Source organism: Gillisia limnaea DSM 15749 (genome assembly GCF_000243235.1).
GTDB classification, from domain to species: domain Bacteria; phylum Bacteroidota; class Bacteroidia; order Flavobacteriales; family Flavobacteriaceae; genus Gillisia; species Gillisia limnaea.
This window is the reverse complement of sequence record NZ_JH594606.1, coordinates 934,742-949,673: the sequence shown is the minus strand read 5'-3', so window position 1 is coordinate 949,673 and position 14,932 is coordinate 934,742. Positions and strand designations below refer to the sequence as shown.

Annotated in this window: 13 protein-coding genes; 5 read left to right on the top strand and 8 right to left on the bottom strand. The window is 39.5% G+C overall.

Annotated elements, in window-relative coordinates:
* Nucleotides 1–9 precede the first annotated feature (9 nt).
* From GILLI_RS05975 to GILLI_RS05965, 3 genes are all read right to left on the bottom strand, one after another.
* A complete protein-coding gene (locus GILLI_RS05975; RefSeq protein WP_006988208.1) occupies nucleotides 10–3,153 on the bottom strand; it encodes a SusC/RagA family TonB-linked outer membrane protein in 3,144 nt (1,047 codons plus the stop codon).
* A 597-nt stretch (nucleotides 3,154–3,750) separates the two neighbouring features.
* Nucleotides 3,751–4,032, bottom strand: a complete 282-nt coding sequence (locus GILLI_RS18845; RefSeq protein WP_280985186.1) for a sterol desaturase family protein — start codon at nucleotides 4,030–4,032, stop codon at nucleotides 3,751–3,753.
* A 185-nt stretch (nucleotides 4,033–4,217) separates the two neighbouring features.
* Nucleotides 4,218–4,832: a deoxynucleoside kinase gene (locus GILLI_RS05965; RefSeq protein ID WP_006988206.1), complete on the bottom strand. Its 615-nt coding sequence runs from the start codon at nucleotides 4,830–4,832 to the stop codon at nucleotides 4,218–4,220.
* A 224-nt stretch (nucleotides 4,833–5,056) separates the two neighbouring features.
* Between GILLI_RS05965 and GILLI_RS17640 the strand changes: the two genes are divergently transcribed.
* Nucleotides 5,057–5,977: a DUF302 domain-containing protein gene (locus tag GILLI_RS17640; protein ID WP_050855584.1), complete on the top strand. Its 921-nt coding sequence runs from the start codon at nucleotides 5,057–5,059 to the stop codon at nucleotides 5,975–5,977.
* Nucleotides 5,978–6,070: 93 nt separating this feature from the next.
* Here GILLI_RS17640 and GILLI_RS05955 read toward each other — a convergent pair whose 3' ends face one another.
* Both GILLI_RS05955 and GILLI_RS05950 read right to left on the bottom strand, forming a co-directional pair.
* Nucleotides 6,071–6,385, bottom strand: coding sequence for a DUF6122 family protein (locus GILLI_RS05955; protein ID WP_245545605.1), 315 nt, complete (start codon nucleotides 6,383–6,385; stop codon nucleotides 6,071–6,073).
* 106 nt (nucleotides 6,386–6,491) lie between these two features.
* The gene (locus GILLI_RS05950; protein WP_006988204.1) at nucleotides 6,492–7,409 is read right to left on the bottom strand and encodes an AraC family transcriptional regulator; all 918 of its coding nucleotides are present in this window, start codon (nucleotides 7,407–7,409) and stop codon (nucleotides 6,492–6,494) included.
* Nucleotides 7,410–7,523: 114 nt separating this feature from the next.
* On the opposite strand from GILLI_RS05950, the gene GILLI_RS05945 reads away from it, so the two are divergent.
* The gene (locus GILLI_RS05945; RefSeq protein ID WP_006988203.1) at nucleotides 7,524–9,023 is read left to right on the top strand and encodes an aldehyde dehydrogenase family protein; all 1,500 of its coding nucleotides are present in this window, start codon (nucleotides 7,524–7,526) and stop codon (nucleotides 9,021–9,023) included.
* Between the two features lie 8 nt (nucleotides 9,024–9,031).
* The gene (locus GILLI_RS05940) at nucleotides 9,032–9,394 is read left to right on the top strand and encodes a DUF779 domain-containing protein (protein WP_006988202.1); all 363 of its coding nucleotides are present in this window, start codon (nucleotides 9,032–9,034) and stop codon (nucleotides 9,392–9,394) included.
* Nucleotides 9,395–9,542: 148 nt separating this feature from the next.
* On the opposite strand, the gene GILLI_RS05935 is transcribed toward GILLI_RS05940, so the two are convergent.
* From GILLI_RS05935 to GILLI_RS05925, 3 genes are all read right to left on the bottom strand, one after another.
* A complete protein-coding gene (locus GILLI_RS05935) occupies nucleotides 9,543–9,917 on the bottom strand; it encodes a DUF6122 family protein (RefSeq protein ID WP_006988201.1) in 375 nt (124 codons plus the stop codon).
* Between the two features lie 12 nt (nucleotides 9,918–9,929).
* Complete coding sequence (locus GILLI_RS05930; RefSeq protein ID WP_006988200.1) at nucleotides 9,930–10,289, bottom strand: DUF202 domain-containing protein; 360 nt, start codon at nucleotides 10,287–10,289, stop codon at nucleotides 9,930–9,932.
* A gap of 101 nt (nucleotides 10,290–10,390) precedes the next feature.
* The gene (locus GILLI_RS05925; RefSeq protein ID WP_006988199.1) at nucleotides 10,391–13,705 is read right to left on the bottom strand and encodes an amidohydrolase family protein; all 3,315 of its coding nucleotides are present in this window, start codon (nucleotides 13,703–13,705) and stop codon (nucleotides 10,391–10,393) included.
* 438 nt (nucleotides 13,706–14,143) lie between these two features.
* Here GILLI_RS05925 and GILLI_RS05920 point away from each other — a divergent pair, with 438 nt between their 5' ends.
* Nucleotides 14,144–14,425: a type II toxin-antitoxin system RelE/ParE family toxin gene (locus tag GILLI_RS05920; protein WP_006988198.1), complete on the top strand. Its 282-nt coding sequence runs from the start codon at nucleotides 14,144–14,146 to the stop codon at nucleotides 14,423–14,425.
* A 112-nt stretch (nucleotides 14,426–14,537) separates the two neighbouring features.
* A complete protein-coding gene (locus tag GILLI_RS05915) occupies nucleotides 14,538–14,843 on the top strand; it encodes a HigA family addiction module antitoxin (RefSeq protein ID WP_006988197.1) in 306 nt (101 codons plus the stop codon).
* The last annotated feature ends 89 nt before the right edge of the window (nucleotides 14,844–14,932 follow it).

Here is a 14,932-nt window from a genome sequence, read left to right as displayed (position 1 = left end):
TTATTTTTATTAAAATCCTACGTTCAAACCTACAGAAATAATTCTTGAGGGATTAAAGTCGTTACCGTTAGGTGTTCCTCCTAATTCAAATTGAGGATTTAAGCCTGTTCTCTTACTTTTGAAATATAAATTCTCTCCAGTTATTGAAACTCTTAAATTATCAAGTCCTAATTTATCCATGGTATAGGTGTCAAAACTATAGCCTAAATTAACGTTTTTAAGTGTTACAAAGGAAGCGTCAGTTAAAAATCTGTCAGATTGTGTTCTAACCAAGCCTGCGTTTCCATTTTCCATCCTCGGCACATCGGTGATGTCCCCCGGCTGGCGCCATGCATTCAAAATATCCGGGTGTAGAGAACTTCCATAATTCCCGCTATGCATCATAGTTGAATATCCGTTATCCAAGAACGAGCCACCAATACCATAGTTTATTAAAAAATTCAATGAAATCCCTTTATAGCTGATGCTGTTTGCTACGGAACCCAAAAGATCAGGTATAGAACTATCTCCGGTATAGGCCCTTTCTGTAGCTTGCCAGTCATTAGTGGTCGCTATTTCACCATTTGCATCTAGCACAGGAACACTTTCACCATCGGCATCTAATTCATATTGAAGGAACAATTGGTCTCCAGTGGCAGGATCTACACCAGCGGTCCTGAGCAAATAGAAATCAAATATGGAACGCCCTTCTGCCAAACGTTTTGAGCCGTCATCAGTAGGGATGACTGGGTTTGGTAAAAAGGTGATTTCATTTTTAAATGTAGATGCTTGTAAAGTCACATCCCACGTAAAATCATTCTTATTTACCAAATGTGTTGTCAATGCAACTTCAAAACCGGAATTGTACAAATCTCCTATATTGGATGGTACGGTATTGAGACCGTTACTCAAGGGTATGGGCAAGTTATAGAGCAAATCGGTAGAACTTTTCTTATAGTATTCTACGGTTCCATCCAAGAAGTTGTTGAACAATGTAAATTCTAAGGCCACATCAAAACTTTCTACTGTCTCCCACTGTAGATCCTCATTACCTATATCTGTATTGATTATTGCGGGGTTACCAGCATTGGAGGTTATGGAGTATCTAGCCTGGGATAAAAAGAAATCTCCCAAGTCATCATTTCCTACTTCACCATAAGACCCTCTTAATTTCAATTGATCAATAAAAGAAACATCATCCATAAAATCTTCCTGATCTATTCTCCAGGCGCCTCCTACGGAATAAAAAGTACCCCATCTTGCATCTGTACTGAAAACCGAGGATGCATCTCTTCTAACAGAACCACTGATATAATATTTATTATCGAAGTTATAGTTTGCTCTTGCAAAATATCCTTCAATGGTCTTGTTTGTGGTAGAACCACCCAAACTAACAGGAGTTGCAAAATTGTCAAATTCAAAGATTCCCTCAGCGACTTGAATAATTGCCAAACCACTATTACTGGAAAAAGTCCTGTCGAAACTTTCATGACCAGCGGTAATATCCAAATTATGGACATCATTAAAACTCTTGTTATATGTTAAAAGTTGATTGAAATTCTCTACCTGCCTTCTAAATCTGGTCTCACCATATCTTCCGGTTGGCTGGGCATCTCCAATGATGTTATTTTCATATTCCTTTTCGAGTCCTTCATTGATATCTCTACCATAATTTAACCGAACATTAAGGCCATCTAATAATTCAATCTCTGTGAAAAATCTAAAGCCGTACGTATTATCTCTATCGCGTTCATCATTTAAAAGAAGCTCTTGTAAGGCATGACGTCCCTGGCTTATAGGCCTTGAGCCGATATTCAAGTCAGGAAACCCTTCCCCATTATCAAATACTGGATTCCCAGAAACATCACGTACGATGTTTCCTTGCAGATCATTTACAAATACAGGATAGATGGAACCTATGTTTTTTGCAAAACCAAAAGGGTTGACAATACTACCTGTTCCCGCAGAACTTGGACCCACAGCTTCAGAGATTGTAATATTGGCACTACCTCCAATAGTAATCCGGTCATTTGCGTCAAATTCTGCGCTTAGTCGCGAAGTTAAACGGTCAAATGATGAACTTACCACATATCCCTCTTCCTCTAAATAGGAAGCAGAGAAAAACACGGTATGATCATCACCTCCACCAGAAACATTTACATTATAATTCTTTCTTACACCGGTTTTTTGCAATACATCATACCAATCCAATGATTGGTAGATCACATTTGCATTTGGATTTAGTTGTCCATTAATCCCTACGATTTGATCGTTAGGCACGTCAAATGGATTATACCCTAAATTATTGTAGATATTTGCAGAAGCAAAAGCTGGATCCCCACCGCCAGCACTTGAATTTTTTAAAGCTTCCCACATAATTTCATAATATTCGCCTGGAGAAACCTCATCATAGGGTGAAATAGCTTGGGATACTAAACCGGTTTGTGTTGAGGCACTTACTCTAATTCCTCCCCTTCTACTACCACTTTTAGTAGTAATAAGAACAACTCCGTTAGCAGCCCTGGAGCCATATAACGATGTTGAAGCCGCATCCTTAAGAATTGTAAATGATTTAATGTCCTCTTGGGCAATAGTGTTTAAAGCTCCCTCGTATGGAACGCCATCCACAACATACAAAGGATCTGTAGAACCATTAATTGTACCCACACCCCGTATCACTATATTTGGTGATGATCCAGGTTGCCCTGATGCCGAGGTAAACTGGACACCAGTTGCCCTACCTTCTATAGCGGCAATAGGTGAGGTAACGTTCCTTGTAGCGATATCTTCGGCACCTATTACACTGGCAGAACCTGTGAATGCCTCTTTCGTGGATGTTCCATAGGCCGTTACTATAACTTCATCAAGTGATTGTGCATCTACTTCCAAAGATACGTCAATAACATTTCCTGCTCCTACACGAACAGTTCTTGGTTCAAACCCTATATAAGAAAAAACCAATTGATCACCCTGACTAACATTAATAGAATAATTCCCATCAAAATCTGTTTGGGTTCCTGAAGAGGTCCCCTGAATAATTACATTCACACCGGGTAAGGTCACACCGTCTGCTGCAGAAACAACTGTACCGGTTACCGTTCTTTGCTGTGCAAAGGTTAATTGCACAACGAACACTAAGAATAGCGTTAGAATTCCATTTAATCTTTTTTTCATTACTCTGTTTTTTTGAATTAGCCAGCGCTCAAGATCCTAATAATTTCTTAAAAAGGAAAATATAGTGGACCTATTTAAATGTTAAACTCTTAACACAACGCTATCGAATAGATGCAGGATTTATAAAATGGTTGCGTCGGTTCAGTAGTAAATTGCTTAAAACTTTACTATGTGAAAAAATTTAATTCAATCATTGTAATAATAAAATGAGTCCAAATGTTCATTCCTACTGGTTTTTTGGGATAAACCGTATTCCTAAAACTCTTAGCTTTGTTTTTAAAAAAAAACTTGATGAAATTTATTTATTCATTAAAATAATTCTTAGAAACTGTTTTTTGTTAACCTAATCACAAAAAAAATATCTTTTCAGACAACTATTTTTGAAGTAAAATTGTTCTATTTATTAGTGCGATGCATTTCTTTTTCCTCTGTTAGAGATTTTCCAGGAATGGTTCTAATGATCACTTCCCATATCGGAGAGGAAACCCCAAAAGCTTTGTTTGGCTTGCGATAGTGATGAATGCTGCGGTGATGCCAAAGAATTTTTATGAAGTTATTCCGCACATTAAAAGCATGAATAGAATAATGCACTCCTAATTAAGTCGTATTACCAACAAGGAAACCAGAAAGAAATCCAAAAACATAATCTCCCTTTACACTTGCGTAGATCACGAAGAATATAGCGGCAAGAATTAAACTTAATACGGGAGGCATGGTAAGCCTGGATTTATCTTTGGGGTAATCGTGGTGTACACTGTGAATAGTGTATACAAATTTTTCGCGCTTTGGGTTGGTAACAGGTAAATGGAACACATACCTATGCATTAAATACTCAATAAACGTAAAAAATAGAAACCCGGAAATAAAAAGCAGTGGCATTCCGGGTACCTGAAACCCCTTCTCGACTAATCCATAATAGATTAAAAAGAAAGAGATCACTTAAAAAATAAGTAAGGGAGCCAGAATGTGAGTTCCGGTTAATTTCTCTAAATTAAGGATTCTTCATTAAAACCGCAGAACCTTATGTTTTGGGCGTTTTTTGCAGCATTCATTTTACATGGAGTCTAGAACAATCCGTGCAATTCAGCGTCAATTCTAGTGATTATTTGGCCTAAATGTTCCGGATTATCAACAAAATTTATATTATCAACATCAATGATAAGTAAATTTCCTTTGTCATAAAGATGCACCCAGGCTTCATACCTTTCATTGAGTCTACTTAGATAATCTATAGAAATTGAATTTTCATATTCCCGACCTCGCTTATGGATTTGAGAAACCAGATTTGGGATGCTGCTGCGTAAATAAATTAGAAGATCCGGACCTTCGACTACACTTTCCATGAGATCAAAAAGCGATTTATAATTTTCAAAATCGCGGTTAGGCATAAGACCCATAGAATGCAGGTTAGGAGCGAAAATATGGGCGTCTTCATAAATAGTCCTGTCCTGGATGATCTTCTTTCCGCTTTCCCGAATTTCCAGGATCTGGCGAAATCTACTGTTCAAAAAATAGATTTGAAGGTTGAAAGACCAGCGTTCCATCTTGTTATAAAAATCTTCTAAATACGGGTTCTCCAGTACATCCTCATATTGGGCTTCCCATTTGTAATGTTTTGCTAATAATTTTGTGAGGGTGGTTTTTCCCGCCCCGATATTTCCCGCAATGGCTACATGCATATTAATGAATTTTCGGCTGGTTAAGTTTGAAGAAAATGAAAATCAATTCAACGAGGGTAAAGATACAAGTTTTAACCTAAAAAAAGTATTTGGGATTAAGTGGAATTGGCGCATTTTTCAGAAATAAAAATTATCAGATCCTTTTGATCTTCGGTTAAAGATTCATTAAAAAATTGCTAAACTTTAAGGGAGGCCTTAACTTTCGGTTTTATAATCATATAAATATGCATAAGATGGTGTTGTTGCTAAGTTTTTTCTGGATCTTTTTGGGCTGTGCAGGTGATGAACCCGGAGACGTGATCCTTCCGGCAGAAGTCCTGGAAATTCCAGGTACTTTATATTCTCCCAGTGCTAATAATTTCGAAGGCACCTACGCCAATTTTATTGCGGCGTTGGATGCAAATGAGGCTATAAGCATAATTGCAGAAGTGGATCATACGGCCAATTCAATTTCAGTAGGACGGGTGCTTAACCCAACCAGAACCGTGTTTTTTGGAAATCCGGTCCTGGGTACTCCGTTAATGCAGGAAAATCAACTTGTTGGTTTGGATTTACCGCAAAAGGTCTTGTTTTTTGAAAATGAAGATGGTGTGGTCTACGCCGTATATAACAGTGCCAAATACCTGGAATCCAGATATGAATTGCAGGGAGTTACAACTTTAGGTCAAATATCTAATGCGCTTTCAAATTTGGTGAAGGCTGCCACCAATGCAGGAATAAAAAGTGCCGCAAATATCAATGCAGATCCGGAAGAAGGAATTATAACCAAAATTAGCAATGAGGATTTTGAATCGACCTATTCAAATTTACGGAATGCCATTCTGGACAACGAAAATTTACAGATTGTAGCGGAACTTGATCACCGTGAAAATGCGGCGAGTGTTGACCTGGAATTAAGACCAACGAGAGTAATCATCTTTGGAAATCCAAATTTAGGAACTCCCTTGATGCAATCTTCTCAATCTACAGGTCTGGATCTTCCTCAAAAAATCTTGGTTTGGGAAGATGCAGATGGAACGGTGAATATATCCTATAATAACCCGGAATATTTACAGGAACGTCATTCAATTTCAGGAAATGAAACTGTTTTGTTACAAATCACAGAAGCCCTAAATGCCCTTTCTGAAACTGCTGCCGGGAATTAAACTTACTAGGATACATGTATCTATATTTGGGAAAAAAGTTTGATATTTTCATCGATTAGTAGTCGGATTTTCAACTGAACTGAATAATCTTTTTTAATCTGAAAAATTAAGCCATTTATATATTTCTGAAGATGTATAACATTCTTCACAGTAAGAAAACATCCATAGACAATCAATGAAATCGGTGAACATATGGAAAAGCAGTCCAATAAAAATCAACCTGATAATGCTGTTTTTTATAAAGATAGCTCCCAGGACATAAACGAAGATCGGGATTGCCGAATGTAAAGGGTGATATCCAATTCCGCAGCGGTTTGGATCAAATAAAGGATCGGCAAAAACGTGATCCAGGTCCACCAGCATTGTTGAAAGTAAGATTAGCCAGTTGCGTTTCCAGTGTTGCCTCATACCAATGGGAGAGTGCACCAATAGCAATGAATGAAACGAAGAAAATAATGAAATTTATTCAGTCACAGCTTAAATCATAAACTCGACAACCAGGCAACCAAAAAACTCAACAATTCCCGGTCTTCTCATTCTTCCTGAATTCATTGGGAGTTACTTTCTCCAGGCGTTTAAAGAGCCGGTTGAAATAGCTGGTATTGTTAAAACCCGATTTGAAGGCGATCTCTGCAAAATTGGAGGTAGAGTTTCTAATGAGTTTCTTGGCTACTCGTATTCGCTGTCCGTTGAGGTAATCAATAGGGCTTTCTCCAAAAGTATTTTTAAAGGTGCGGTAAAAATTGGAAGTACTCATACAAGCCTTACTGGCAAGTTTATCAACGGTAATATTTTCGGTGAGGTGCTCCCGCATATATTTAACCATGTAAGCCATGCGGTTATTGTCAAAAAGAGTGGGGTTATTTATGAGCATGGTTCGTGCCCGGGTTTGCAGCAGGCGTATGATTAATTCCTTTACCATAAGTTCCAGCAAGGCGTCCTTAGCCTTATTGTCGCTTAAAAAGGTATGGAAGATGCGGTCCAGGACATATTGCACCTGCTCATTATTGTCCAGGTGAATGGAGGTCTCATCTATGGCATGGTCGTCATTTTCAAATTCAATGCGGGTATTGTGATTGAATAGGTTTACAGTTTCCTTAATCTTATCTGGATCTATTCCCAGAGCAAGGCAGCTGGTGGGGCTTTCCCCTGTGGCTATTGGAAAATCGATGATCATTTTTTCATTGGAAGGCAGTACAACAGACTCCCCGGGATAAAAATCAAAAGCGGGTTTACCATTAAGATGCATGACCTTTTTTCCCGTAAGCATACTGGCAATAACGGGGAAGCCAAATTGCAGAGCTACTTTTTCTGCCACCTGCCCGGTTTCAAAAACATTGAGTTCGGCATAATCCCCACTGTAAACGGTCCTGTTTTCAACAAAGCTGTTCAGCTTTCGGGTACTTCTGTATTTTATGAGATTAGCATTCAAACGAGGTGCAATTTACTAATGTGATAGAAATGTAATATTATAAAGTAGAAATGTTCAAATTATAATTAGTTTAAATATAGATATTTAGAATCACAAAAAATAATAAATATTCCTATGATTTACTCTAAACCTACATTTAAAGAAAAGTATCACAATTTTATCAATGGGAAATTCGAAGCTCCCGTAGACGGGCAATATTTTGATAACCACTCTCCAGTAGATAATAAAGTCCTGGCACAATATCCGAGATCCAACGAAAAAGATGTAAAACTGGCTTTAGACGCAGCCAATGATGCAAAAGATTCCTGGGGAAAAACTTCTGTGGCTGAAAGAGCTGAAATTTTACACAAGATCGCCGATGCGATCCAGGAGAACCTCAGGGAATTTGCGGAAATGGATACTGCCGATAACGGAAAATCCATACGCGAGACTATCAATGCCGATGTTCCTTTGGCTATAGACCATTTTAGGTACTTTGCATCTGCTATAAGGGCTGAAGAAGGTTCGGCTACAGAATTGAATGAAAATACCCTATCCCTCGTGATCCGGGAACCTTTGGGTGTAGTTGCCCAGATCATTCCCTGGAATTTTCCTTTGTTGATGCTCGCATGGAAAGTTGCCGGCGCTCTGGCTGCGGGGAACTGTGTGATCCTGAAACCGGCAGAACAAACTCCGGCATCGGCTACCTTCTTAGCTGAGAAAATAGCCGATTTGCTGCCTCCGGGAGTTTTCAACGTACTCCATGGCTTTGGACCCGAAGTAGGAAAACCGCTTGCCTCCAGTCCGCGGGTAGATAAAGTTGCATTTACGGGAGAAACCACTACCGGGCAGCTTATTATGCAATACGCATCTAAAAACCTGAATCCTGTGACCATGGAATTGGGAGGAAAATCGCCTAATGTTTTCTTTAGTTCTATTATGGATCATGATGATGCATTTTTAGATAAGTGTATTGAAGGTGCGGTATTGTTTGCGTTCAACCAGGGGGAAGTGTGCACAGCGCCCTCCAGGCTGTTGATCCAGGAAGATATTTACGATGCTTTTATCAAGCGGGTAATCGAGCGGGTAAACGCTATCAAGATGGGAGATCCCTTCGATGAAAATACGATGATGGGAGCACAGGCCTCAAATGATCAGCAAGAAAAGATCCTTTCCTATATTAAAATAGGTAAAGAAGAAGGTGCTGAGGTCTTAACCGGGGGAGGTGCCGCCAAATTAGAAGGAGACCTGGCCAATGGATTTTACATTCAGCCTACTATGTTGAAAGGACACAACAAGATGCGGGTATTCCAGGAAGAGATCTTTGGCCCTGTGGTAGCGGTTTGCACCTTTAAGGATGAGGCAGAAGCCATTGAAATTTCTAACGATACAATGTACGGCCTGGGTGCCGGAGTATGGACCCGGGATGCTCACCAAATCTATCAGGTGCCACGCGCCATTAAAGCCGGACGGGTTTGGGTAAATTGTTACCACGATTATCCCGCACACGCGCCTTTTGGAGGTTATAAAAAATCTGGTTTTGGAAGAGAAAATCATTTGATGATGTTGAACCATTACCGTCAAACCAAGAACATGCTTATTTCTTATGACAAGAATAAGTTAGGGTTCTTTTAGAAATCCAGATGGAAGAATATAAAAGAGTAGAAATAACAAAGGAAGCTGAGGAGATCGTACAGCAGTTAAAGCAACAGCATGGGGAGTTGATCTTCCATCAAAGCGGAGGTTGTTGTGACGGCTCTTCCCCTATGTTGCTGCCCAAAGAAGATTTTTATATAGATGATAATGATATTCTTCTGGGGGAAATTGCAGGGATACCTTTTTATATGAGCCATGATCAGTTTGAATACTGGAAACACACCCATCTTACCGTTGCCCTCACCAACGGTAGGGGGTCCAGTTTCTCTCTGGAGATCCCCCTTGGAAAACGGTTTCTTACCCAGTCGCGAATGCTCACTGATGCTGAAGCCGCTTTTTTAAATCCGTAAAGTTTTGTTGTTTAGAAGAAAAACCTGTTGGGAGTGGTTCCCCCGACAGGTCTTTTTATTTGTACAAATTTTATAATTTTTTTCTGCTGAATTTTCCAATTCATTAATCCCCTAAACTTCGGCATTTCCTCACACTATCTCTTCAGAATCAATTATTCAATACCCTGAAGATTTCTGAATTTTCATAACACCCTTCACATTTGGAAAACATCCATAGACAATCAATAAAATCGGTGAACATATGGAAAAGCAGTCCAATAAAAATCAACCTGATAATGCTGTTTTTTATAAAGATAGCTCCCAGGAGGTAGATGCCTATTGCGTAATAAGAATGTAAAGGGTGATATCCAATTCCGCAGCGGTTTGGATCAAATAAAGGATCGGCAAAAACGTGATCCAGGTCCACCAGCATTGTTGAAAGTAAGATTAGCCAGTTGCGTTTCCAGTTTTTTTTGTCGTAAAAGTACGCGATGGCCCCAATTACTATAAAATGAAGAGAATAATGAACGATAGTTTGGAGCACTGTATATAAATTCTACGCTGGTTTTTTCCCGGTTGTTTCTTTATTTTCCTTGTTGTTTTCCTCGTTGTTTTCAGGCCGTAGCAATTTTTTCATCTTCCGGTTAAGGGAGAGGTATCTCCAGATTCCAATTGTGAGAAACAAACCTGAGAAAATCAGGGCCAGGTATCCAATATACCTCAAATCTGCATATTCCTTTAATTGTAATAAAGCCAGTCCGCCCAGCAAAAAGTAAAGAGATGCCTGAGTGTAGGATAGCAAAGTACGCTCGTTTGCAAGTCGAGTACGTTCCAATGCCAGATGTTCCCGGATAAGGGATTCATCTATTATCCTCTGGGAACCAAAAGGATTTCTAAGATTTACGCGTCTCATCATTGTTGGAACTAATTAGTTTCAAAGGTATAAATTAAAAAGCATTGATTAAAACCGCCTGTTTATTCTTTAGAACATAATAGGGTTTCCATCAATGCTATTTTTTAATTATGTGTTGCCTGGCAGGTGCATCCCGGAGCTGTAAAACTCTGGGTGCTGTTGTGCCATGGGAAAGCTTCATTGAATTTGTTGTTTTCCCAGTAAAAATCTGTTCTTTCTTTGGGATGATTTCCTATTTCGTTCATGGTTTTAGAATTATAAAGCCTCCCATTGATCATGGTGTAAATAATGCTTTCTGAATTCCTGATGTTCTCCAGTGGATTTTTATCCAGCACGATTAAATCGGCTAATTTTCCCACTTTTAATGAACCTATTTCTTCACCCATTCCAAGGTAATCTGCTCCGTTTATGGTAGCAGCCTGAAGCGCCTCCATATTGCTCATTCCGCCCATTTGAAGCAGCCATAATTCCCAGTGAGCACCAAGGCCCTGAAGTTGACCATGGGCACCAAGATTGACTTTTACGCCGATATCAGAAAGTGCTTTTGCGGTTTCAGAAACCAAAATTGGACCATGTTTATATTCCTCCTCCGGAATCATGGTACGGTGTCTTGAACGGGAGTCTACAATAGTTCTGGGCATAAAATTGAGCAGTTTCTCATTCTCCCAGACATTGCTTTTTTCATAGAAATAGTATTCTCCGTTAATTCCGCCATAATTTACAATAAGGGTAGGAGTATAGCTGGTTTTGCTGTTCCCCCAAAGCGTATAAATGTCTTTGTAGACAGGAGCAACAGGGATATTATGTTCAATTCCGGTGTGTCCGTCCACGATCATGCTCATATTATGAAAAAAGGTACTTCCACCTTCCGGCACCACATTCATATTTAACTCTTTTGCAGCTTGCATTACCTGCTGGCGCTGCTCCCGTCTTGGCTGATTGTAACTTTTTACCGAATTCGCACCAAAGGCTTTTGTTCTTCTCAATGCCGATCTCGCATCTTCCAGGCTGTTGATCTCCGCCTTAAAATCCCCTTCAGCTCCATAGATGATAATGCCAGTGGAAAATAAACGTGGTCCAACCATTTCTCCGGTTTTAATCATTTCTGAAATTCCGAAGATAGTTTCCGATAAAGCCGAAGGATCATGCGCAGTGGTTACCCCAAAAGCCAGATTTGCATAAGCAGGCCAGTGTTTCTTTGGCGTAATGCCTTCTCGAAAAGCACCTATATGTGCATGCACATCCACAATTCCCGGCATAATGGTTTTTCCGGCCACATCATACACTTTTGCACTGCTGGGAACCTGTACCTCTGCCGAAGTTCCTATTGCTGCAATCCTATTCTCTTTTATAAGGATAGTTCCATTTTCAACAACGCTGTCGCCATCCATGGTAATGATCCTCGCATTTGTAAAAGCGATGGATCCTGAAGGAACATCGGTTTTGGTTTCGAGACCTATTTTCAGGCCGGTTTCTGTGATTTCTGGAATAGAATCCGGAGAATTTTCAAGAAAGGTAAATCTATTAGCAACTTCGTTCGTGAAATATTCCTCTCCTAAGGTCCAGTGAATATTTTTGCTGTTGTTGGACCAGTGCAAATTCATACCCGCATCTTTTGCTATCTGTGTTACCGGGAAAGTCTTTGTTTTAGCATCCAGATCTACCGGTTTTCCGGTTGTTACAAAAGGGGCCACGTACGCCTTGTGCAAATTGGTGAAAACGATCCATTTATTATCCGGACTTGGCACCATTCTATTCGCATATTTCGAGTTGAAATGGGTGCGTTCATCATTCCCACTTAAATCGATACTTTTTAAGCTCTTGGTAAGGCTTCCAAAAAATGTTCCTCCGGTTTGAAAGATTATCCTTGAATCATCCTTATTAAAAACCGGGAAATCTCCTTGTTTGTCAATTTTCCGAAGCTCTTTCCCATCTGAATTCATCGTGTAAATTCCCGGTTCTTTGGTAAATGTCTGGCCAAGATCCCCGTTTCCGGATTCTTTGGTAAATACGATCCACTTTCCGTTTTTCGAGAAGGAAGGACTTCTGTAAATCCCTTTTTCGGAAATAAGATCTGTAGGATTTCCACCGGAAATCCCTGTTTTCATGATGCTTCCTTTATTTTTATCATCCCAGGTTACATAAACGATCTCTTTTCCGTTTGAAGAAAAAGCAGGTTCATATTCAAAATCGGTTCCTTTGGTAAGTCGCTGAGGTTTTCCATTGGGAAGGTTCTTTTTCCACAAATAACCAATCGCGTGAAAAACAAGTGTTTTTCCATCAGGAGAAGTTACTGCGTGCCGAATTACTTTAGGATTAAAGGTTTCAGAAAACACCTTTTGCGCGGCATGATGTGCTTCTGCAATTTTGATGGAATTGCTAACGCTAAAAGGAATTTCTTGTACTTCAAGGTTTTCAAGATCGATCTTTTTGATCTTTCCCTCACTCCATATGATGAGTTCCTTATTTCCGGGCATCCAGGAAAACCCGGGATACACACCAAAGATCGCCCAGGCTTCCTGTTGGTCTTTGCTTAGCTTGTCATACACCGGCCATTCTTCCCCGGTTGAGAGGTCGTGAATGTACAGCACTGTTTTGGTACGCACCCTTTTTATAAATGCCAGCATTTTACCATCCCTGGAGATCTGCGGCCTTGCCGCTCCGCCCGGTCCACCACTAATTGTGATGGTTTCGCCGGTTTCAAAATCGTAACGTTTAATCACGTAGATCTGTTTGTTAGGATCTTTGTTATACTGAAAATCACCCCCTGGATACATGTCCTCACTATAATACAGGTATTTTCCATCAGGCGAAATTGAAGGTTCATTCACATCCTGCTGATCGTTTTTGCGTTCTGTAAGCTGGATCCCTGCAGTCCCGGCAAGATGATATTGCCACATTTCCCCGGCACCCAAGGAGCGGCCGGATGTAAAGTGCTTCCGGGCGATGATGGAATTTCCATCGGCAGTCCAAACTGCATTGTTCAACAATCGAAAATCTTCTTTTGTGATTTGTTTTGCATCGCTGCCATCAGGATTCATCACCCAGATGTTATCCCCGCCACCGGTATCGCTGGTAAAGGAGATCTTTGAGCCGTCCGGGCTAAACCTCGGCTGGACTTCATAAGGCATTCCGCTTCTAATAGCAGTAGCCTTGCCCCCGGAAACCGGCATCGTGTAAATATCGCCTAAAAGGTCAAAGGCGATTGTTTTTCCATCGGGACTCACATCCAGGTTCATCCAGGTTCCTTCATCGGTATTTAAGGGAACTTCGTTTATTTTCCAGTCGGCGGTGTACGGATTGGAAACATCCCACTTTTTATCTTTTTTTAAACTGTCTGTTGGCGTAGTAGTTTCCTGTGCAAGCAGGGAGGCGGAAGAGATTACGAGAAGTAATGTCATCAAAATTCTGTGAAGCATATAATAAGTTTTTTTTAAGAAGGCTAAAGGTAGGGAATGTTTCGAAGATTTTTGGGAGGGAAGATTCCTATTGGATGTTGGATATTTAAAATGAGGAAATTGCTCATATTGTGGTTATCCTCTTTATAATTGAAGAACAAAGGGTATATTCATTAGGATGAAGAGCTGGAATATTATTTCTTCATTTGAGGCGTACCGGTAGCTATCCGGACAGGGATTGAAACCCACTTTTGCAATGAAAAAAGAACTTATAAGAATAAGCCTTGTTCAAGTTTTAAATACAAAATTTGTTTTACTACAAGTGCTGTGTACAAAATCTAAGCATTTTCCTGGCCGGTAAGGCCTAACGTGAGCGCTGCACTTAAAAGATATAATCGAAAAAGTGTATTTGAAAATTTTACTTATCTTTGACGTTAGTAACGAGTAACAGAAGTATTTGTGATAAAATCTTTTGCAGACAAAGAAGTTGAAAAAATTTGGGGCGGAACTCAATCAAGGAAATTTCCTGTTAATATTCAAAATGTAGCCCGGAGAAAGCTAAGAATGATAAGCAATGCTCAAAATATTAATGACTTAAGAATTCCTCCAGCGAATCATTTAGAAAAGTTGAGCGGTAATTTAGAGAGTTTTCATAGCATTAGAGTTAATAAACAATGGAGAATAATTTTTAAATGGGAAAAAGACAATGCTTTTGAAGTTCAAATTGTTGACTACCATTAATTAAAAATGAAAAATAGAAATGAAATGAGCATAACGCAAATACTATACAAGCACCGATGAAGATATGCGAATTACTCCCGATAGCCCATTAAAAAACAATAAATATCTACAAATGAAAAAATTAAATAATATACATCCCGGAGAAATTTTGAAAGAAGAATTTTTAGATCCAATGGAAATTAGCGCGTATCGTTTATCTAAAGAAACGTTTATTCCCCAAACACGAATTAGTGAAATCATCAAGAAAAAAAGAAGAATTACTGCTGACACTGCATTACGCCTTTCAAAATATTTTGGAACAACTGCGAAATTCTGGCTAGGATTACAAGATGATTATGATATAGAGGAGGAGAATGCATTGAAAGAAAAAGAATTTAACAACATCAAGCCATATGAAAAGCAACGTGGCATAATCTAAATTAACTGTCGTCAGCTCGATTTCATCAGGTTTGAAATTTTTTACTTAAAACGAATGCTGCGCTTGCCAATAACTGCTTATTCTTAGCC